General features: G+C 63.0%; 20 protein-coding genes. 10 read left to right on the top strand and 10 right to left on the bottom strand.

The window, feature by feature from the left end; genetic code table 11:
* Nucleotides 1-17 precede the first annotated feature (17 nt).
* The 4 genes from ACXJKE_RS21800 to ACXJKE_RS21815 all read left to right on the top strand — a co-directional run bounded on the left by ACXJKE_RS21800 (nucleotide 18) and on the right by ACXJKE_RS21815 (nucleotide 3,294).
* Entirely contained in the window at nucleotides 18-791 is a 774-nt protein-coding gene (locus ACXJKE_RS21800; RefSeq protein ID WP_457282678.1) for a YciI family protein, read from the top strand.
* 174 nt (nucleotides 792-965) lie between these two features.
* Entirely contained in the window at nucleotides 966-1,502 is a 537-nt protein-coding gene (locus ACXJKE_RS21805) for an SRPBCC family protein (RefSeq protein ID WP_457282679.1), read from the top strand.
* 37 nt (nucleotides 1,503-1,539) lie between these two features.
* Nucleotides 1,540-1,989, top strand: coding sequence for a YciI family protein (locus ACXJKE_RS21810; protein ID WP_457282680.1), 450 nt, complete (start codon nucleotides 1,540-1,542; stop codon nucleotides 1,987-1,989).
* 6 nt (nucleotides 1,990-1,995) lie between these two features.
* The gene (locus ACXJKE_RS21815; protein WP_457282681.1) at nucleotides 1,996-3,294 is read left to right on the top strand and encodes an RNA polymerase sigma factor; all 1,299 of its coding nucleotides are present in this window, start codon (nucleotides 1,996-1,998) and stop codon (nucleotides 3,292-3,294) included.
* Nucleotides 3,295-3,299: 5 nt separating this feature from the next.
* Here the strand turns inward: ACXJKE_RS21815 and ACXJKE_RS21820 are convergent, their stop codons facing one another.
* Complete coding sequence (locus ACXJKE_RS21820; RefSeq protein ID WP_457282682.1) at nucleotides 3,300-4,586, bottom strand: MFS transporter; 1,287 nt, start codon at nucleotides 4,584-4,586, stop codon at nucleotides 3,300-3,302.
* A 141-nt stretch (nucleotides 4,587-4,727) separates the two neighbouring features.
* Here ACXJKE_RS21820 and ACXJKE_RS21825 point away from each other — a divergent pair, with 141 nt between their 5' ends.
* From ACXJKE_RS21825 to ACXJKE_RS21840, 4 genes are all read left to right on the top strand, one after another.
* Nucleotides 4,728-5,492: an ArsR/SmtB family transcription factor gene (locus ACXJKE_RS21825; RefSeq protein WP_457282705.1), complete on the top strand. Its 765-nt coding sequence runs from the start codon at nucleotides 4,728-4,730 to the stop codon at nucleotides 5,490-5,492.
* Between the two features lie 84 nt (nucleotides 5,493-5,576).
* The gene (locus ACXJKE_RS21830; RefSeq protein ID WP_457282683.1) at nucleotides 5,577-5,975 is read left to right on the top strand and encodes a pentapeptide repeat-containing protein; all 399 of its coding nucleotides are present in this window, start codon (nucleotides 5,577-5,579) and stop codon (nucleotides 5,973-5,975) included.
* Nucleotides 5,976-6,166: 191 nt separating this feature from the next.
* Nucleotides 6,167-6,709 carry a hypothetical protein gene (locus ACXJKE_RS21835; RefSeq protein WP_457282684.1) on the top strand — a complete coding sequence of 181 codons (543 nt, stop codon included), beginning with the start codon at nucleotides 6,167-6,169 and terminating at the stop codon, nucleotides 6,707-6,709.
* A 135-nt stretch (nucleotides 6,710-6,844) separates the two neighbouring features.
* On the top strand, nucleotides 6,845-7,390 hold the full coding sequence (locus tag ACXJKE_RS21840; protein WP_457282685.1) for a hypothetical protein: 546 nt from the start codon (nucleotides 6,845-6,847) through the stop codon (nucleotides 7,388-7,390).
* Between the two features lie 30 nt (nucleotides 7,391-7,420).
* On the opposite strand, the gene priA is transcribed toward ACXJKE_RS21840, so the two are convergent.
* From priA to hemE, 3 genes are read right to left on the bottom strand one after another with little or no spacing between them, the layout of a single operon-like run.
* The gene (priA, locus tag ACXJKE_RS21845; protein ID WP_457282686.1) at nucleotides 7,421-9,622 is read right to left on the bottom strand and encodes a replication restart helicase PriA; all 2,202 of its coding nucleotides are present in this window, start codon (nucleotides 9,620-9,622) and stop codon (nucleotides 7,421-7,423) included.
* Nucleotides 9,619-9,960, bottom strand: coding sequence for a hypothetical protein (locus ACXJKE_RS21850; RefSeq protein WP_457282687.1), 342 nt, complete (start codon nucleotides 9,958-9,960; stop codon nucleotides 9,619-9,621). Before ACXJKE_RS21850 ends, priA begins: the two co-directional genes overlap by 4 nt.
* A gap of 36 nt (nucleotides 9,961-9,996) precedes the next feature.
* Nucleotides 9,997-11,106, bottom strand: a complete 1,110-nt coding sequence (gene hemE, locus ACXJKE_RS21855; RefSeq protein ID WP_457282688.1) for a uroporphyrinogen decarboxylase — start codon at nucleotides 11,104-11,106, stop codon at nucleotides 9,997-9,999.
* Nucleotides 11,107-11,229: 123 nt separating this feature from the next.
* Between hemE and ACXJKE_RS21860 the strand changes: the two genes are divergently transcribed.
* Nucleotides 11,230-11,598 carry an aminoacyl-tRNA synthetase gene (locus tag ACXJKE_RS21860; protein WP_457282689.1) on the top strand — a complete coding sequence of 123 codons (369 nt, stop codon included), beginning with the start codon at nucleotides 11,230-11,232 and terminating at the stop codon, nucleotides 11,596-11,598.
* Here ACXJKE_RS21860 and ACXJKE_RS21865 read toward each other — a convergent pair.
* The gene (locus tag ACXJKE_RS21865; protein WP_457282690.1) at nucleotides 11,579-14,164 is read right to left on the bottom strand and encodes a putative bifunctional diguanylate cyclase/phosphodiesterase; all 2,586 of its coding nucleotides are present in this window, start codon (nucleotides 14,162-14,164) and stop codon (nucleotides 11,579-11,581) included. The two genes, ACXJKE_RS21860 and ACXJKE_RS21865, sit on opposite strands and share 20 nt — an antisense overlap.
* 351 nt (nucleotides 14,165-14,515) lie before the next feature.
* On the opposite strand from ACXJKE_RS21865, the gene ACXJKE_RS21870 reads away from it, so the two are divergent.
* Entirely contained in the window at nucleotides 14,516-14,740 is a 225-nt protein-coding gene (locus ACXJKE_RS21870) for a hypothetical protein (protein ID WP_457282691.1), read from the top strand.
* 31 nt (nucleotides 14,741-14,771) lie between these two features.
* Here ACXJKE_RS21870 and ACXJKE_RS21875 read toward each other — a convergent pair whose 3' ends face one another.
* From ACXJKE_RS21875 to ACXJKE_RS21895, 5 genes are all read right to left on the bottom strand, one after another.
* A complete protein-coding gene (locus tag ACXJKE_RS21875; protein ID WP_457282692.1) occupies nucleotides 14,772-16,106 on the bottom strand; it encodes a class I SAM-dependent methyltransferase in 1,335 nt (444 codons plus the stop codon).
* 175 nt (nucleotides 16,107-16,281) lie between these two features.
* Entirely contained in the window at nucleotides 16,282-17,064 is a 783-nt protein-coding gene (locus tag ACXJKE_RS21880; protein ID WP_457282693.1) for a hypothetical protein, read from the bottom strand.
* A 74-nt stretch (nucleotides 17,065-17,138) separates the two neighbouring features.
* The gene (locus tag ACXJKE_RS21885) at nucleotides 17,139-17,603 is read right to left on the bottom strand and encodes a CoA-binding protein (RefSeq protein WP_457282694.1); all 465 of its coding nucleotides are present in this window, start codon (nucleotides 17,601-17,603) and stop codon (nucleotides 17,139-17,141) included.
* A 7-nt stretch (nucleotides 17,604-17,610) separates the two neighbouring features.
* On the bottom strand, nucleotides 17,611-18,264 hold the full coding sequence (locus ACXJKE_RS21890) for a thioredoxin family protein (protein ID WP_457282695.1): 654 nt from the start codon (nucleotides 18,262-18,264) through the stop codon (nucleotides 17,611-17,613).
* Nucleotides 18,265-18,314: 50 nt separating this feature from the next.
* Nucleotides 18,315-20,495 (bottom strand): thioredoxin family protein, encoded by a 2,181-nt coding sequence (locus ACXJKE_RS21895; RefSeq protein WP_457282696.1) that lies wholly within the window; start codon nucleotides 20,493-20,495, stop codon nucleotides 18,315-18,317.
* Nucleotides 20,496-20,548: the final 53 nt, after the last annotated feature.

Here is a 20,548-nt window from a genome sequence, read left to right on the forward strand (position 1 = left end):
CCAAGGAGATTCCACGCATGCAATACATGATCCTGCGCAAATCCGACGCGAGCACTGAAGCCGGCGAGCTGCCCAGCCCCGCACTGCTGGCCGCCATGGGCGCCTACAACGAAGAACTCGCCAAGGCCGGCATGCTGCTGGGCGGCGAGGGCCTGCAGGCAAGCTCAAAGGGCGCGCTCATCCGGTTTTCCGGTGGCAAGCCCACGGTCATCGATGGCCCCTTCACCGAAGCCAAAGAGCTGATCGCCGGTTTCACCATGATTGAGGCGGCTTCCAGGGATGACGCACTGGAATGGCTCAAGCGCTGGCCTCAAGAGGATGCGGATGGCAATACCTCGCTGGAAATCCGCGAGGGTGGCTGCCCCGGCGGCCTGCGCGGCGTCGCCGGGGAAGGCGCGCCGCCGCTGCCCGAGGGGTTCCGCCGCTTCATGATTTTGCTCAAGGCCAATGACCGCGCCGAAGCCGGCATCGTGCCCGACAACCAGTGGCTGGGGCGCATGGCCCAACACAACGACGATGCCGTCAAGGCTGGCGTGCTACTCATGGGTGAAGGGCTCAAGCCCAGCGCCAGCGCCTCCCGCATGAAGTTCACCCGAGGCAAACCCAGCGTGATGGACGGGCCGTTCGCCGAAGCCAAGGAGTTGCTGGCCGGCTTCTGGATCATCCGGGCGCGTTCGCTGCAGGCTGCGGTGGACTGGGCGCTGAGTTACCCCTTTCCGTTTCGCGATACGGAAGAGGTTGAGGTCGAGATCCGGTTGCTATATGAGGCGGCAGATTTCGCCCCGGCCTAACGTTCAGGGCTTCGGTCAAAAATATTTGAAATTTTTTTCACCGGGCGTGTCGATTTCGCATTTTTCGTTCGTCGTACCAGTGAGCAGACGTTTTTTTGGGGCCGGAGAGGCCCGATAAACCCGGCGCTCGCCCATTCATCGAAGTGAACGAACACCAACTTAAGGGAATAGAACATGTTCAAGACCATCGCCATCATTGCAGCCGTCGCCATTGTGGTGTTTATCGTGGCCGTGCTGATACTGGCCTCCAACAAGCCCGACACCTTCCGCGTCCAGCGCCAGACCACCATCCAGGCGCCACCCGAAAAAATCTTTCCGCTGATCAACGACTACAAACAGTGGGCCGCCTGGTCGCCCTGGGAGAAGAAGGACGCCGCCATGAAGCGCAGCTTCAGCGGCCCGGCCACCGGCAAAGGTTCTGCCTACGCCTGGGAAAGCAAGGAAGTCGGCACGGGTGACATGCTGATCACCGAGTCCGTACCGTCTTCCCTGGTCAAGATAGACCTGAACTTCAGCAAACCTTTCGAAGCCCACAACAAGGTGGTGTTCACTCTCCAGCCGCAAGCCGGTGGCAGCTTGGTCAGCTGGGATATGGCCGGCCCCGCGCCCCTGATGGCCAGGGTCATGCATGTCTTCTTCGATATGGACAAGATGGTGGGCAAGGATTTCGAAGCCGGCCTGGCCGACCTGAAGGCTGCTGCAGAAAAGTAAGCCCGGCTCACCCGCCCCACACTCAAGGAGTATTCAAATGCGATTCATGATGCTGATGATCCCCAAGGGCTACGAAACTGCCGACGCAGGCACCATGCCCAGCGCCGACGCCGTCGCCGCGATGATGAAATACAACGAAGCACTGCAAAAAGCCGGCGTGTTGCTCGCGCTGGACGGCCTGCACCCGCCCTCCATGGGCGCGCGCGTGAGCTTTCCGGGCGGCAAGGCCCATGTCAGCGACGGCCCCTTTGCCGAAGCCCGTGAGGTACTGGGCGGCTACTGGATGATCAACGTGGCCTCGCGCGAGGAAGCCATCAAGTGGGCAACGCGCTGCCCGGGCGGCGAGAACGAAATCATCGAAGTGCGCCAGGTGCAGGAGATGTCGGACTTCCCGCCCGACGTGCAGGAAGCCGCCGCCGGCTTCGTCGAGATGCAGCAGGCCCCCAGCGGGAAAAGCAAAAGTACCAGCAAAGGCAAGGGCGCCTGAAGCCGCATGGCGTCGCATGAAACCCACCGTGCCATCGACGCCGTCTGGCGCATCGAATCGGCCAAGGTCATCGCCAAGGTTGCACGCATGGTGCAAGAGGTGGGCCTGGCCGAAGAGATCGCGCAAGACGCGCTGGTCACCGCGCTGGAGCGCTGGCCCAAGACGGGCGTGCCGGACAACCCGGGCGCCTGGCTCATGGCGGTGGCCAAGCACCGCGCCATCGACTACCTGCGGCGGCGCAAGCTGCTCGCGCTCAAGCACGAAGAGCTGGGCCGCGAAATGGAGATGGAGCAGGACATGGCCTTTGCCGATGTAGACGATCCCGGCGACGGGGACGACGGCGCCGACGACTACGGCGACGACCTGTTGCGCCTGATCTTCACCGCCTGCCACCCGGTGCTGTCCACCGAAGCGCGCATCGCGCTGACGCTGCGGCTGCTGGGCGGCCTGAGCACCGACGAGATCGCGCGTGCCTTCCTCGTGCCCGAACCCACCGTGGCCCAGCGCATCGTGCGCGCCAAGCGCACCCTGGCCGAGGCGCGGGTGCCCTTTGAGGTGCCCGGCCCTGCCGAGCGCGAAGCCCGGCTGGCTTCGGTGCTTGAAGTCATCTACCTGATCTTCAATGAAGGCTACTTGGCCACCTCGGGCGGCGACTGGATGCGGCCCGCTCTGTGTGACCAGGCCTTGCGGCTGGGGCGTGTGCTGGCCGAACTCGCGACGCAGGAGCCTGAGGTTCATGGCCTGGTGGCGCTGATGGAAATCCAGGCCTCGCGCGCCAAGGCGCGCACCGGGCCGTCGGGTGAGCCCATCTTGCTGCTGGAACAAAACCGTGCGAGCTGGGACCATATCCTGATCCGCCGCGGCTTTGCCGCATTGGCACGCGCTGAGGCGTTAGGCGGCGCGCTGGGGCCGTATGCGTTACAGGCCGCGATCGCCGCTTGCCATGCGCGTGCGCCCACCGGTGCGGACACCGACTGGCAGCGCATTGCCGCGCTTTACGATGCGCTGGCGCAGCTCATGCCCTCGCCGGTGGTGGAGCTCAATCGCGCCGTGGCGCTGGCCATGGCCTTTGGCCCGGCGACGGGGCTGGAGGTGGCCGATGCGCTGCTGGCCGAGCCCTTGATGAAAAACTACCACCTGCTGCCCAGCGTACGCGCCGACTTTTTGTTCAAGCTCGGCCGAATCGAAGAGGCCCATGCGGAGTTCGAACGCGCCGCCTCGCTCACGCGCAACCTGCGTGAGCGCGAACTGCTGCTGGCGCGCGCTGAAGCCTGCAAGCCCGACGCCACGCCGCGCCTTTCCTGAGGCGCTCAGGCTGCCGGCTTGCGGCCGCCCAGCATGCAGGCGATGGCCGCGAGTTGCAGCAGCACCGTCGCACCGAAATAAAAGCCGGTGCCCGCACCGAAGTGCGCTGGGTTCCCATTGCCTGTGACCAGCAGTAGTGCAAAAGTCGCAGGCGCCAGTGCCCACAGCCCTTGCGACATCGCGACGATCAGCGCCACCACGCGCGGCACATCTTCCTTGACGAATTCCACCTGCGCCACCAGCGGCGGCAACGAGGTCGCGTTGCCGATGCCAACGCCGAACAGCACCACGCCCAGCAGGATCAACGCGGTCTGGTGTTCCGCCGCAGAGGCCAGCAGCAGCGAGCCGCCAATCTGCACCGCGTAACTCACACTGGCCACCAGCCGGCGGTCGGCACCGACCGGCATGCATTTGGCGACGATGGTACGGCCGCCGATGGCACAAGCGGTAGCCAACGCCATCGCCAGGCCCGCGCCTTGAGCCCCCATGGCCGACACCAGCAGCGAATACAAATGAGTGATCAAGCCCGCCTGGGCGAACATGCTCAGCGCCATCGCCGCAGCCAGTGTGCGAAAGCTCCGGTCGCGCCACAACAGGCGGCCCGGCAAGGGCTTGGCATGCGCAGAGGTGACGCTGCGTACCGGCGTGCCCGGTGCGTCACCGTCAGGCTGCTGGCCCATGCGTTCCGGCGTTTGCGTGATCACGTAAAAACACAGGCAGACCACCACGGCCAGCATGGCTGCGCCCACCAGTAGAGTGGCGGCGGTAAAACCCATCGCCGCGATCAGCGCGCCCCACAGCGGCGAGAAAATCACGCCGCCCAGGCTGGCACCGTTATAGGCCTTGGCCAAGGCCATGGGCCGGCCGCGCACAAACCAGGGCGAGATGATGGCGTTGATCCCCGCCGCGCCCATGGTGACCCAGCCGCCGCCCGTCAGCATGGCGGCCACAAACAACTGCCAGGGCTGCACAGCCAGCGCCCAGCCCAACAGGCCGACAGCCAGCGCTGCGCACCCTGCGGCGGTAGTGGCCGCCACACCCTGCCGGGCATGGATGCGCGGCAGGTAGGCCACCACGCCCGCGCCGAACAAAAAGTGAAACGTCACGGCGGCAGACACCAAGGGCAGTGCCCATCCGGTGCGCGCAAGCACCGCGTGCAGAAAAATCGCCGGGCTGTAAAAGCCAATACCCCAGCCGAAGATGGCCAGTACAAAGGCGGCGCGCACCACGGTGGCGCCAAAAAAGGCGCGCGGCGCCGACGATTGGAGGGTGGGGGACGCGGACGTTTCCATGGGAGTTTCCTTGAGGGGGCGACAGTGCTTGCCGCATGGCCTCCATGGTGCGGCGAAGAGGGTGTGCGATGCTTCGCCCCGGAGCGAAGCATGGGATTTTCGATGCTGCTAAGGTTGGTACTCAGAAGGTCTTAAACCATGATGAATACCAACCAAATCGCACACATCGCCTCGTTGGTCGGCGAGCCGGCCCGCACCGCCATGCTGATGGAGCTGTTGGACGGCCGCTCGCTCACAGCCCACGAACTGGCCGGTGTCGGCAACGTGTCGCCGCAAACCGCCAGCCGCCACCTGGCCCTGATGGTGGAGGGTGGCTTGCTGTGTGTGGAGCAACATGGCCGGCACCGCTACCACCGCCTGGCCTCGGTGGATGTGGCACGCGTGCTGGAAGGCATCACGCAGCTGGCCTCACAGAACGCGCCTGCGCCACGCCGCGCCGTAGTGCCCGGCCCCAAAGACGCCGCCATGCGCATGGCGCGCAGCTGCTACGACCACATCGCCGGCCGTCTCGGCGTGGCCATCGCGCACCACCTGGTGGCCGATGGCGCCATCACGTTTGACGGCGAGGCCGGCCACGTCACCGCCAAGGCCAGCGCCGTGCTGGCGCGGCTGGGCATTGAGCTGTCAACCTCGCCCACCAGCATCAACACCAAACGGCCTTACTGCCGCCCGTGCCTTGACTGGAGCGAGCGCCGCTTTCATGTCGCCGGGCAACTCGGCACGCTGATCTGCAACCACAGCCTGGAGCGCGGCTGGCTCTTGCGCCGACAGGGTATGCGCGCGCTGGAGATCACACCTAAAGGTGCGGTGGCGCTGCGCGACTGGATGGGGCAGGAGGACTGGCGGCAAGTGACGGAGGGAGAGACCTTCCCAGCGCGGCAGGAGCAACGGCGCGCAGCCGCCTGAACTCGGCGCCCGTTCATGCCACAGCCTTTTGCGGCATACATTACGTCAGGCGCTTCACTCAAATCCACTTCTGCCAGATTTTCCATGACACTCTACGTTGAGAGCACTGACTTTGACCAAGACTCCCTGCCCAAAGGCTGGGACGAGGGGTCGTTCAAATACTGCAACTTCAGCAAGCTTGATATAGAAGGTAGCGGTTTCAGCGGCGTTCTCGTGGGCTGCGTCGTCGAAGAATCGGAGTGGTATTGGAGCTTGTTCAACACCGCCACATTTGTGAATGTCAAATTCAGAAAATGCATCTTTCGCGGCGCCTCATTTGCAGGTTGCAGCTTCACTGAATGCCAATTCATCGACTGCTTGTTTGTCAAAGATAGCCTGGACGGGGGCTGCAGCTTCACTGAAAACCGCTGGTACGCATGCACGCAGTCTGGCTGCACAGGCCTCATCGTCAATGCGGTCGCTCAATCGCCGGCCCTCCAGTGAGCAAACGCCCAATCTCTTCAATCGAGAGGACGTGTCCCTTGGTTTTTGCGGTTAGATTCGCCAGCTTGTCCTGTCGCATTTCGCGTCATACATTACGTGAGAGGTCAAAGTCATATGCCTGATGCTTCCGAGATTGAAGTTATCAAGTTAGGTCGTCGTATTTTGCGGCGTACATTAAGTTAGGTCTCACCATGCGGTCGCCCGACATTGAGCTGACGAGTCGAGAGCAAGAGCTGTTCGCTCAAATTCACTTCCACTCCAGGGTGCATGAGGACCTTCGCGCATCGATCATGCCGATGGTCGCTTTAACCGAAACTTTGCTGAAGCGCGGCGCGGTTTCCGAAGTTCGGCGCTTGTACTTTACCGACCCGGAGCGGAATCCCGGTGGCCGTGGCAAGTCCCGCCAGGACATATTCGAGAAGAACGGGACCTCTGGACCAGAGATCCTGGCGCATCCCCACTTCATGAAGTATCTCGAGTACTTTGTGTGCGGACCAAATCTTCCTGCTGCGGTTATCGCGGAGTTCAAAGAAGCTGCGCGCTTCTCAGGTTACTTGACTGGGGGAGATGTTCTTGATCTGATCCCGAAGGCGCGAGCGGTAGTCCGTTCGGAACGTCTCGAACCGCATGACGCATCCGACGAGTTTCACAAGCTGGTGCTTGAGTGCGGAGCTATGCCCTCCAGTGCCGAATCAATCCGAAGCGCGGTACGCGCCATAAAGGTGAGCAGATGAGACTTAACAGGTCGTTCGACACGGACACGCAGCGGCATTGCGCCGCGAGGTGCACGCTTCCCCCGACGCCTCGTGGCGCAATGCCGCTGCATGCCGGTCAACTTCGACGTTAGGCGCGGAATGAGGAAGCAGAGAATGGAACGTCGCATGCTATACATCCCTGTACTCCAAATCGACACGAACCTCATCAATGCTCGGCAAAAGCTTGGTGCGGTAAATCTACTCGAACGGTGGTACGCAGACGAGGTAATTCTGATCAACATCTCCTCTGTCGCCCACGACGAGGCACAGGCGGATGGAGATCCGCTCCGCGTCAAGAAAGCCAACGAGCAGATCTACACCGCAACACCTCCGGTTCCGGAGAACGATCCGCTGTTTGAGAAGGTTCAGACCGCTCTGTTCCCACAGGGACCTAAGGATGAGAATCAGCGCAACGACATCCGCATCGTGTGCGAAGCTGCCAAGTACCATGCCATCTTGGTCACGGCCGACGGAGCTTCAAAGACTCAGCCGGGAGGCATCCTTGGTAATCGTCACAAGCTCGGCAACTTGGTTCAAATCATGTCGCCAGAAGAGGCTGTCGCCTTCGTGCGCTCGAAGATTCGTGAGCGAGACGAGTTCAACGAACGGTCTGTCAAGGAGTTCGGCGGCGAACTCCCACCTTGGACAGGCAAGGACTGAATCGCCGCCCAACGAACCGCCCACCATCCATCAAATCGCAATCGGGTCCACATCAATCGCCCAGCGGATCAGGCTTTTGAATTCGGCCTGCTGGCGCGTTTCAAACAGCACCGGCTGCCAGGCCGACAGAAAGCGCTGCAGCGCTGCGCGCGAAGGGCTTTCAACCAGCATTTGCGCACGCTCGATATTGGCCACGCGCTGTATCGTCATTGGCACGGCCGGGTAAGCGGTGACCTGTTCGTGCCCTGTGAGTTGTTGCGCCTCGGCCTGGGCCGCTGCTGCGTTCAGGAATCCTTGCGCCACGTCTTGCGCGCGTGCCTCGGCGCGCACCAGCGCTGAAAAACCGAAGGGCGACATGCCTGCCGCTTCGCGCTCGGCCAGCTGCTGCGCGACAAAACCCGGGTAGTCGTGCTTTTTCAATGCTTCAAAAAGCGGATGGGCGGGATGGAAGGTTTGCACCCACATCTCGCTGGCTTCACTGTGGCGCGCGTCGCGGCCGGCGCGGCCCCCCGCCTGCATCAAGAGGCTGAAGAGGCGCTCGGGCGCACGGAAGTCGCTGGAGAACAGCGCCCCGTCAGGGTTGATGGCCGCCACCAGCGTGATGTGGCGAAAGTCGTGGCCCTTGGCGATCATCTGCGTGCCGACCAACACGTCGACCTCGCCCGCATGCACGCTGGCCAGCTGCGATTCGAGCGCCCCTTTGAGCCGCGTCGTGTCAGCGTCGATACGGGCAATGCGCGGCGGCTCGCCGTCTGGCCGCTTCACGCCGGCCAGTAATTCGGCCAAATGTTCTTCCAGCCGTTCGGTGCCGCGTCCTACGGGCGCGATGTCGATGTTGCCGCAGCTCGGGCAGGCGCGCGGCACACGTTCGGTGAAGCCGCAGTGATGGCAACGCAGGGTGCGGTCTATCTTGTGAAAAACGCGGTAGGCGCTGCAGTGCGGGCACTCGCTTTTCCAGCCGCAGTCGTGGCAGGCCAGCACAGGCGCATAGCCGCGCCGGTTTAAAAAGATCAACGACTGCTCGCCACGGGCTACGCGCTGCGCGATGGCATCCAGCAGCGGCGGCGCAATCACGCAGTGCTTGGGCTGGTGGTTCATGTCCACGCGCCGAACTGTGGGCAGGCCTCCTGAAGAGCTCGTCGCTGAGGAATTTTCCGACGGGCCGCCCCTAGGAAAATTGGCCCCCTCGGGGGGCAGCGCATTACGCGAAGCGAAAAGCGTGGGGGCCACGTCACCGATACGTTCACTCATCGTGAGGCGTTGGTAGCGGCCCGCCAGTGTCGCCTGCCAACTCTCCAATGATGGCGTGGCCGAACCGAGCAGCACCCTGCAAGGACCATGGTCATGCGTGGCGTCCTCGGTCTCTATCTTGGCGCGGTAGACCGCCAGGTCGCGGGCGGAATAGCGTGCGCCCTCTTGTTGCTTGTAGCTTGGGTCGTGTTCCTCATCGACCACCAGCAGGCGCAGATTCGGCATGGAGGCAAACACCGCCATGCGCGTGCCCAGCACCAGGCGCGCATGGCCGGCGTGGGCCGCCAGCCAGCTTTTCAGGCGCTGGGCTGGGGTCAGGCCGCTGTGCAAGGCCACCACGCGCTCTTTGCCCAGGTGGGCAAAACGCGCTTCAAAGCGCGATTGCAGCTGGGGCGTGAGGTTGATCTCGGGCACCATCACCAGCACCTGGGCTGTGGGGTCCTGCTCCAGCACGCGGGCCGCGGCGCGCAGGTAGACCTCGGTTTTGCCGCTGCCGGTGGCGCCGAACAGCAGCGCGGGCCGGGTATCGTTGTCAAATTCAGCCAGGGCAAGAGCCTGCTGCGCACTGAGCGGCATCAGAGCCGCGGTGTCCTGCGGGCCGCTGGTGTCCGCAACCGGGCGCTTGAGCCGCCGCGCCAGCTGAACATTGCTCAGGTCGCGCAGTTGCGGCGGCAATGCCGCCAGCGCCACCTCGCCCAGGGAGCGCTGGTAATAAGCGGCGGTGAACGTCACCAGTTTTTGCCAGGTCGCCGAAAGAGGCTGCAGCCCTTCCAGCACACCGGTGACATGACGCGTCTGTATTTCCAGCAGCGTTCCACTGTCAGGTACGACTTCCCACACCACCCCAAGGACTTCGCGTTTACCCAGCGGCACGCGCACCAGGGCACCCACAGCAAGCGGCAACTCGCTTTGGTAGGTCAGTGGCCCGCCAATGGAACTGTGCGCGGGCGCGGCAACGGCAACTTGAAGCCAATAGCTCATTTGGAGTAACTAAATGTGTTTACTTCTTGAGAAGTACATCCAGATAGTGCGCTAAGTCCTTGATTTACCATCGCTTTACAGATTTCCAGATTTTCTGTGGATAACTTTGTTGATAGCTTGCCGTGGCGCGTCGCGAAGCCTTGTAAATCAAGGCTTTTCTTAAACTGCCCGGAAAAAAAGCAATTTAAAGTCTCTATATAAATCAACAACTTACGTCCGCTATTGCTTTGATAGCGAAGCATGCCGCCTGCGTTCACCATTGCGGCACCGCAACACGAATTTTGTGCATAAGTCCGGGCGCCATCGCCCGGTTTTGTGCTAGCCATGGTTGAAATCATTCGTCCAGTGGCCTTTTCTGGACGTAGGCGGAAAGTTTAGGTACCAGCGGCGCGCATGCTGCGAGAGTGAGCGTGTACTGCGCGCACCAGCACTTCCACACTTTCGGGGGGCGTGTGCTGGCTGATGCCATGCCCCAGGTTGAAAATATGGGCCGGTCCAGGCTTGCTGGCATCAATATGGGGCTTGCCAAAGCTGTCCAGCACGCTTTTCACTTCGGCTTCTATCTGGGTCGGGTTGGCAAACAGCACGTTGGGGTCCAGGTTGCCCTGCAAGGCTTTGGCATGTGGTCCGTTTTCACCGACCAGCGCGCGCGCCCTGGCCAGGTTGACCGTCCAGTCCAGTCCCAGCACTTCGCAATCGAGCTGCGCCATGGCTTCGAGCCACTGGCCGCCGCCTTTGGTGAAGACGAGGCGGGGGATCTTGACGCCCTCGTGCTCGCGTTTGAGCTGGGCCAGCACGCGGGCCGTGTAGGCCAGGCTGAAGGTTTTGAAGGCTGCGTCGGCCAGCACGCCGCCCCAGCTGTCAAAAATCATCACGGCCTGGGCGCCGGCTTCGATCTGTGCGTTCAGGTAGGAGGCAACCGCGTCGGCGTTCACGGCAAGCATTTTGTGCATCAGGTCCGGGCGCTGGTACAGCATGGTCTTGACCAGGCGGTAGTCGTCGGAGCCTGCGCCTTCGACCATGTAGCAGGCCAGCGTCCAGGGGCTGCCCGAAAAGCCGATCAGCGGCACGCGGCCGTTCAGCGCCTTGCGGATCGACGTGACGGCGTCAAAAACATAGCGCAGCTTGTTCATGTCAGGCACTTCCAGCTTGGCCACCGCAGCTTCGTCACGCACCGGCGTGGCAAAGCGCGGGCCTTCACCGAGCGCAAACGACAGGCCCAGGCCCATGGCATCGGGCACGGTCAGGATGTCGCTGAACAGGATGGCTGCATCCAGCGGGTAACGCTCCAGCGGCTGCAGCGTGACTTCAGTGGCGTAGTCGGTGTTGGTGGCCAGGCCCATGAAACTGCCGGCCTGGGCGCGCGTGGCGCGGTACTCGGGCAAATAGCGGCCGGCCTGGCGCATCAGCCAGACGGGAGTATGGGTGGTGGCCTGGCGCAGGCAGGCGCGCAAAAAGGTGTCGTTTTGAAGGGGTGCGAACATGCCCTGATTGTCTCAGGTGTGAGGCGGGCCCTCCCATCGCGGGATATCCGCAGGGGTGGCACTTGTGCGGGTTCGGATTTACCATGGCCTCATGGGCCCCGCCGGGTCCGAAAGAGGTGTTTCATGCGCATGAACGACCAGGAGTATTTCCGCAGTTGCATCGCCAAGGAGCGGCACCTTGCGCAACTGCTGGGCCATGCGCACATCGAGGAATGCTACGAAAGCGCAGGCACCCTCTGGGACAGCAATCAGGCTTTGCCGCAGTGGACGCGCGACTGGCGTGCCTGTGGCCCGCTGATGACGGCCTACGGCATCACGGTGAGCTATGACGCCGGGGGCGCGACGCTCGGGTCCACGACGGTGCATTTCGCGGACCACCCTGGCCGCGACCGCGCGGTGATGTACGGCATCGTCAAGGAGGTGATCTTCCGGCTGGAACACCACAAGGCCGCGCCTTTGCCTGCCGTCACCGTTAAATCCGAAGTGTCTTGATGAAGGCTTCGAGCTCGTCGATGGGCAGGGGCTTGCAGAACAGATAGCCCTGGTAGCAGTCGCAACCGTGGCGCGACAGAAAGTCGCGCTGGGCTTCGGTCTCAACGCCTTCCGCCACCACGCCCAGCCCCAGGCTTTGCGCCAGGCCAATGATGGTGCGTGCGATGGCAGCGTCGTTAGGGTCGCGCAGGATGTCTTCCACAAAAGACTTGTCGATTTTCAGTTGGTCCAGCGGCAAGCGCTTCAGGCATGAGAGTGAGGAATAGCCCATGCCGAAATCGTCAATGGAAAGGGTCACGCCCATCTTCTTGAGCCGGGCCATTTTTGTGATGGTGACATCCATGTTTTCGGCGAGCAGGCTTTCGGTCAGCTCCAGTTTGAGCTTGTGCGGGCTGACTTTCGTCTCCTTGAGCGCAGCCATGACAAGGTCCACGAACTCCGGGTGCCGGAATTGCCGCACGCTCACATTGACGGCCACGCTGAAGGCTGCGGTTTCAGGACGATGGGCCCACGCTGCGAGCTGGCGGCAGGCTGTCTCGAGCGCCCATTGGCCCAGCGGCAATATCAGTCCGGCCTCCTCAGCCGCCGGAATGAACTCGGACGGCTGTACCAGGCCACGCCCGCCGTGCTGCCAGCGCAACAGCGCCTCGACGCCCGTCATGCGCCCGTCACGCCCCACCTGCGGCTGGTAGTACAGGAGGAACTGCTTTTCACGCAGGCCCTGGCGCAAGTCCGACTGCAGCGCGGCGCTGGCGGTGACGGCGGCCTGCATCGCCGGGTTGAAAAAGCAGATGGTATTGCGCCCCGACATCTTGGCCTGGTACATGGCCAGATCGGCCTGCTTGAGCAGGTCCCCGATGTTGTCCAGGGTCTGGTTGAACGAGGTAATGCCGATGCTGCAGGTGCTGTAGTGCTGGTAGCCCGCCAGGCTGTAGGGCTCGCTCAGCGCGGCAAGAATCCGCGTGCCCACCGCTTCAGCTTTTGCGGCCGCTTCGCGAGGATCCTGGCCCAGGTCCTCCAGCATGACCACAAACTCGTCCCCGCCCAGCCGTGCCACCGTGTCGGGCTGCTCCAGGCAGGCCGCCAGGCGCTTGGCCACCTGTTGCAGCAACAGGTCTCCCTTCTGGTGGCCCATGGTGTCGTTGAGCGTCTTGAAATTGTCCAGGTCGATGAACATCAGCGCGGCTTCGCGCGGGTGCCTGTAATTGTGGGTGAGTGCTTTTTGCAGCCTGTCCATCAGCAGCTGGCGATTGGGCAGCTGCGTCAGCGGGTCGTAGAAGGCCAGGTGCTTGATTTCACTCTCCGCCACCTTGCGGCGCGTGATGTCGCGCCCCACCGCAACCCAATGGGTAAAGAAAACGCCGGCGTCGTCCGCGACCGGCACGATGTCGACTTCCATCCAGAAGTGCCGGCCGTTTTTCTTGTAGGTGATGAGTTCGGCCTGGACGGGTTCGCCTTTCTGAAAGGCGGCGCTGATGCGCTCCAGTTCGCTGCGTTGGGTTAACGGCCCGCACAGCAGGCGCGGCGAATGGCCGAGGGCCTCTTCCGGGCTATAACCGGTATGTTGCTCGAAGGCGTTGTTGACAAAGATGATGCGCAAGCCCGGTTTTCCGGAAGGTACCGCTTCCGTGATGAGCACGATATCGTTGAGGCGGGAGATGCTTGTCTCCAGCAGCATGAGCTGTTCCCTGGCCTTGCGTCGTTCGCTGATATCGCGAAAGTAGATGGCGACTCCGTCCGGAAACGGGTACGCGCGGATCTCGAACCATTTGTCCAGCGGTGCATAGAGCGCTTCAAATTCCACCTGGTAGTTGCCCGCAACCGCGGCCCGGACCTGCTCGGAAAACGAGGTGTTGATGGCGCCCGGAAATTCCTTCCAGATGCTTTTGCCCAGCAGGTCCTTGCTGGGTCGGCGGAGCAGCCGCGCGCCTTCCCGGTTGAGGTAGGTAAAGCGCCATTGCGGATCCAGCGTGTAAAACCCCTCGGTGATGCTTTCCAGCGTGATGCCCAGGCGGGTGGCCAGCCGCTGGGCGTCTTCTTCGGTCTGCTGGCCGGCCGTACCGGCTGCGCTGTCCCCAGGTTCCTCATGTCCTTCTGCCCCTGCGGTTCGCAGCGCATGCTGCTGCAGGTTCAGTTGCGCAGCGATCAATCCGGCAAGCGTGTCCTGGTCTTCCTCTTGCGCTGCGTCCAGGTTCCGCGGAACCCTGTCCATGACGGCCAGTACGCCCAGCAAAACGCCGTCGCCGCCGGCCAGCGGCACACCGCGGTAAAAGTTGATGCCGGGAGCACAACGGGCAGGTATCAGCGGCTGGCGCGGCGGGTTTTCCAGCGTGGCGACGCAGAGCGTCACCAGGCCTTCACGCTCATGCGGAGCGAAGCCGGTGCCCGACCTGAAAGCCGGCTGCCCGTTTTCCATCGCCACCATGATGGCAATCGGCGTGGCGCAGGAGCGGGCCGCCAGCCGGGTAAGCCGGTCGGCGTTGGTTGGACGCGTGGCATCGTGCTCTTCGCCACCCTGCGGCAGGACGTGCAGCGCAAACGCTGGATCGACAGTGGAAACGGACACGGGAGCAACACCTGCTTTTCAAACTACAGCCTTTGATGCTGATGCATAGCGCCGTGAATTAGCGTCAGCGGCGTGTGAGATTTGCAAGTGTTGACCATAAAGCGTTGCAAAACGTTCTGTTGCGTACCCGGAAGCGAATTTGTCCTACGCTGCTCTCTGTCGCTGCCTCACCGTACCTGGCGGTAGCGCGTTGCATGCTGCAACACCTCTCATCGCCCATCGCTCCTGCCTCCTCAGGTTTCCCGATTTTCGTGATCTTTCCTCTTCAGCGAAGCACAAATGCCCCCTCTTGAACTCGATCAATTGCAGCAATGCCCCGATATCGACACTTTGCAAACGGTCCTGAGAAACATGTGTTCCCGTTTTGGCTCCGTCACCCAGCTCAATATCCTGCCGGCCTCCCACGCCGGCAAGCAACAGGCCCTGTGCTTCCTGCGCATGGCCACAGCCGAGGAAGAACAACGCCTGATGAGTGGCCTGGGCATCGGCAGGTTTGGCGGAGAGCTTGTGCTGGTGGTGGATCTGCAGACCACAGAGCCCCTGGCGGCACCCAAATTGTCCGGCTCGGCCGCATGAGTGCCGCCCGGCCGGACCCCTGACGGGATGCTTATCCGGCCGCTAACGGGCCGGCCGAGGGATGCCTGAGCAGCAGCCTGTCGAGGGCAGCCAGTGTGCCAAAGGATTCGGCGAAGTCGGCAAACAGCGTGGCATTGTCGGGTGCCGCGGCCTTGCCTTGCCATGCAGCGCGGAACTGGTCGAAGATTTCGCCAAAACTCCTCTGGCCATCCACCAGCGAAAGAATCTTCGCGCCGTATTTTCCGGGATTGACCATGACCGCGATGCCTGAATGCTGGTGCCTGAGCATGAAGGGCTGGCCCCGGTTGCTGCCGAACACCTGCGCGGCAAGTTCGCCGGTCAGGGGCTCGTGGTAGAAAAACGGCACGTATTCCGCATCGCCATAGGGCGCCTTGCAAGTGTCACCGTGCGTGACGTATAGCGAATGGGTGATGAGGGTACCGGCCATCAGTTCGGCCATTTCGTACTGCTTGCGCCGCGGCAGTTTGCGCAATGCCGCGGCCATGGCCGGCGGCTTGCTTCCCAGCACCATGTGCGGCAAATAAGGCGAAAGGCCGCGCTGTACATCGGTGAACTCCAGGTGCATGCCGTGTCCGCTCTTTGCGCCATGCGCTTCGCCGCCCAGCCAGTCAAACAGCTCGCCCACGCTGTATGAGCGGTCCTGCGAATGCAGCAGCAGGTCGTAGATGCCTGCGTCGCCCATCTTGTGGTCGTGGTGCAGGTCTTCGCTGCGCTTGAACCAGTTGGTGGCGGGCAGGCTAGCCAGCAAGTCGCGCGTGTTGGCGATTTTCCGCTGCGCATCCGCCTCGTCGCCGTTGACCAGGCGCATGAGTTCCTGCATCTGGTACACGCCGGTGCGGCCCGTGGTGGCATACACCATGAGTCCGATGGCGCCATCGTCCTTGAGCACGCTGCGCAGCGCCTTGAATCCCAGATCGGGATCGGCCAGATGGTGCAGCACGCCGCTGCAATTGATGTAGTCGAAGGTGCCGAGCTCTGCCGCCAGGGCCGGCAGGTTCAGCAATGAATCGTGAACCCAGGTGATGTTTGCCAGCCCGCGAATCTGCGCGCGCTCCTTCGCCAGTGCGATGCTGGCTCCACTCATGTCGAGATGCACGATTTGTGCGTCGGTGTCGCGCAACTGCTCGGCCAGGAAAATGGTGGCGTCGCCGGTGCCGCCGCCTGCCACCAGCGCACGAAAGCCATTCTGGAACGACTGCTTCCCCGCAAAGCAATAGTGATTGATCATGGGCAAATCTTCCAGCCAGGTCCGCACCAGGCGCTTGTGGTCGTCCTGCGGATTGCAGGGCGGATAAGGCAGCGCCTCATACTGGTTTCTGACTTCGGGCAAATAGTTGTCGGGCATGGAGGCTTCCGGAAAAACGATTGGCAAAAGCCTATTGTCTCCGCCCAGGATCGCCCCGCGCCGGAAACCTCTCTCCCATCCAGTGGCCGCGCGGAACCGGCTTTGCCGGGCCGCAGCGGCCGCCCCCTGCAAGGGGGGATCCGGCTACACGCAGTGAGCCGAGAAGGGGGTGAACCTACCTGACGGGCAAGAACTGGAGGAACGTGCCGCCCAGCAAGTTCTGAACATAGGTGATCACCGCGCGCCGGTACTTCTCCGTCAGCACTGAGGCCAGCAGATCCAGCCGGCCAATGATTTTGCCGAACTCGCGCTCAAAGCTCAGGTTGCGCTCGCGCTCGGTGATTTCATCGGCCAGCAGCAAGGGCTGGCCTGCGGCATTGCGCCGGTTGGACAGCATCCATACGGCGATTTCAATGTTGCGGGCGGCGTTGTAGATGTATTGCGCATCCAGGCTGTCGGTCAGGTAATACGCTGTTTTCCCGCCGTGGGCCGTGACCACCATGTCGGCGCTGGCATAAATGAACGCCGCCACGCGGTCGCCCTTGAAGTCGGGCCCCAGCGCCAGCGACAGCGCGGCGATGTCGCGCTTGCCCTGCAGTTCGGGCCAGGGCGTACGGGTATCGACCGCCACGCGCAGCTGGGCAAGGGCCGCGTCGCGCCCGAGCGTACTGGTTTTCCGCCATTCCGCCGGGTTGCGCCGGTACAGCTTGTCGGCCAGGCGCAGCAAACCCTCCAGGTTATCGCGCGTGCCCAGGGTGGCCATGCGGTTCACGTCCGACTGGCCGATCTCGCTGGCGGCCATCGGGGCGGCCTGTGCTTCGCCCTTGTGCGTGGGCGCCTGGCTGGCGCACCCGGCCAATGCAGCCAGGGCCAGCAGCAAGGGAGGGCGGAAGAATGAAAAAATGGAAGGAGAAATGGCTGGTGCGGGAAGGGAGATGGGTGCCGTGCGCAAGGACATGGGGCATTTTCAGCGGCTGCGCCGCGCCGCGCAAGCATGGCTTTCCCGGGCTGCCGCCGGCTGCAGGGGCAAGCTCAGGCGGAAGCCGCGCCCACTTGGGCAATCGGGTGCAACAGTCCGCGGGATAGCAGCACCCGGTGGTCAATCTTGAGGCAGTGGTCCTGTACCACCAGCAAGCCCGCCGCTTCCGCCTTCGCAGCTGCCGTGGCGTTGGAAATTCCGAGCTGCATCCACACGGCCCTGGCGCCTATCGCAATGGCTTCGTCGACCACTGGCGGAATATCTTCGCTGTTGCGAAAGCAGTTCACCAGGTCGATCTTTTCGTGCTGCGCGGCCTCTAGCAGCGTCGAATAGGCCTTTTCGCCAAGCACCTCGGCGGCGTTCGGGTTGACCGGGATGATGCGGTAGCCATTGGCCTGCATGTAGCGCGCCACATCAAAGCTGGCGCGGTGAGGCTTGGGCGACAAGCCCACTACCGCGATGGTGCGGCAGTGGTTGAGGATGTGCGGCATGCGCTCCGCAGGTGGCAAGGGGTTCATGGCTGGTTCATGCCTTGTATTTGACGGAGCAGCCATAAGCCCGGCTGGTTGCTACGCTCAAGGGCTTGCCGCCCAGCGCTTCGGTCAGGCCCTGGCGCACGTAATTGGTGGCGGTCTTGATATCGTCAACGCGGGCAGAAGGGATGCTGTCAATACCGCCTGCGTAAATCAGCTGGCCCTGCGGACTGATGATGTACATGTGCGGTGTCGTCTTGGCGCCGTAAAGCTGGCCGATCCTGCCTGACTCGTCCATCAGTGTCGCAGTCGGCTGGCCCTGTTTCTCGGCCATCCAGCCGGCCAGTTTGGCCGGCGCCAGGTAGTCGCTGCTTTCGGCCTCCGTGGAGTTGATGGACAGCCACACCACGCCTTTGGCGGTGAATTCCTTTTGCAGGCCTTGCATGTTGCCGCTGTAGTGCTTGCGCACAAAAGGGCAGCCCGGATTGGTCCATTCCAGCACCACCAGCTTGCCTCTGTAATCGCCCAGGTTGCGGGTCTTGCCAGCCGTGTCGGGGGCTGAAAAGTCGGGGGCTGCCTGGCCGACACTTGCTGTGGCCGCCTGCACGGAAAAGGCGGCCGACGCCAGCCAGGGGGCGGCAACGAGAGCGCCGGAAAAGTTGCGGCGGGTAAGTGCCCGGACGGGCTGCAGAGGGGTATTCAACATGGCTTGAACTCCTTCAGGAAGAAATAATCAACAACACGACAACAGGTTCTTTACAGCTTGGCCAGTTCGGCCCTCATGTCGTCCACCGACAAAATCTCCGACAGCACGAGCGGCGCGCGGCCGGGCTTGTAAATCACATATACCGGTACACCGTTGCGGCCCAGTTGCTTCAGTGCCGCTGTCACTGCCGGGTCGCGCCGCGTCCAGTCGGCACGCAACAGCGCCACGTTCTTCGTTTCGATGTCGGCCAGAACCGAGGCATTCGAGAGGGTGGTCTTTTTGTTGTACTGGCAGGTCACGCACCAGGCGGCGGTGAAATCTACGAACACACTTTGCCCTTGCGCGGTGAGCTGGTCAACCCGGCCCGGCTCCCAGGCTTGCCAACCGCCCACTGCCGGTGTTGCCGACACCAGGGCCGCAGGCTTGGTGATGTTCGGGCCAATGGCCCACAGCCCCAGCGCACCCAGCGCCACGGAAAAGGTTGCCAGCAGCGTGCGTGCCGTGCCGCGCAGGGTAAAGGCCCAGATCGCCAGTGCCATCAACACCAGCAAGGCCAGCAGTGCACCCGCGCCGTCGATGCCGCTTTGCTGGCCCAGCACCCAGACCAGCCAGGCGACTGTGGCAAACATCGGGAAAGCCATCAGCTGCTTGAAGGTCACCATCCAGGGGCCGGGACGCGGCAGCATTCTTGCCACGGCCGGTATGGCGCTCGCCGCCAGATAAGGCGATGCCATACCTATACCGATGGCCGCGAAAATCGCGAGCGCTTCAAGCGCCGGAAGCCCCACCGCATAGCCCAGCGAGGCGCCCATGAAAGGAGCGGTGCAGGGCGATGCAATGGCGGTGGCCAGGACACCCGACAAAAATGCGTTGACGGTGGGATTTTTCGCCTGCCAGCCGGCGAGCCGGCCCGGCAGGACATTGCCGAATTCAAACAGGCCCGCCAGGTTCAACCCCAGCAAGGTGAACAGTGCCGCCAGCAATGCCACTACCGCCGGGTTCTGCAGCTGAAAGCCCCAGCCGAGTTGCTCGCCCGCTGCGCGCAAACCCAGCAGCAGCGCACCCAGCGCCAGGAAAGACACCACAACGCCCACGGTGTAAGCCAGGCCGGTGGTCAGGCGCGTGGCCTGGTCCTTCACCTGCACAAAACCCACCACCTTGATGGCCAGCACCGGAAACACGCAGGGCATGAGGTTGAGGATCAGGCCGCCGAGCAATGCACCCAGCATGGCGGCGATGAGGCCAACCGGTGGTGCGCTGGTTTGCACGGGTGCCGCACCGGCCGACGCGTTGGCGCGCAAGGCCGCTTCAAGTGCCGGCGGCACGACGGTGGCAGCCGCTGGCGCAGGCCAAGGGCCTTTGACCGGCGCGTCAATGCGATAGGCGGCGTTCTCCAGGGCCACCACCAGCGGCATGCTGGCCGGGCTTTCGGTGCGCTGGCCCGACAGGGGCACCTGGGCCGTCCACACCGCGCCTTGCCAAGCCTGTTGCCAGGGGGCGGCGGGCTCGATCACGCTACCGGTTTCGGGGTACAGCGCCAGTGTTTTGCCCTGCAGGGCAGCGGGCAAGCCGGCCAGGGAAATGCTGATCGCCTTGCCTTCGACTGCCACCTGGCTGGCGCCGGCGGCCAGAGTTTTGGGCGTGGCGGCGAACGTGTCCTGAAACAACTGGCCGCTGGCCGCGGTCGAGCTTCGCACCGGGATGCTCAGTGAAAAGTCACCCTCTTGCGGAATGCATTCCTTGCGGCACACCAGCCAGGACGCCTTGAGTTTGACGTCCAGCTGCCTGGCGGCGAAACCGGGCGCCACGGTCAAAGGCACGGGCAGCAGCACCGCCTTTTCATAGCCGTAGTTGGCCAGCGTGCCAATCGGGATTTTTTTGGGCGTCGGCCAGGCGATATCGCCTGCAGTGATGCCGGCGGGCAATTGCCAGTCGAGCTGCGTCGGCAGCCCGGAATCACCGGAGTTTTTCCAGTAGGTATGCCATTCGGGCTGGTGCGTGAGCCGCAGCCCCACCCAGACCGGCTTGCCGGGCTCCACGCCTTGCGGCGCCCAGGCCAGCAGTTCGGCACTGACCTGCTCCGTTGTGACCACCGCACCGGTTGTGCCCGGGGTGCCTTTGCCCAGAATGTCGCTAAAGGCCTTTTGGGCGCTGGCGGGCACGGGGATTGCGCAAGCAGCTATCAAAAATGTAGCGGCTAGCTTGGCAAACGGAAAACGCAGGGCATTCATTGTGCAAGTGTGAGCGGGTGGCGCAGAGATTAGTTCCTGGAAGGCTAGGAGGC

The organism is Polaromonas sp. P5_D5 (genome assembly GCF_054049435.1).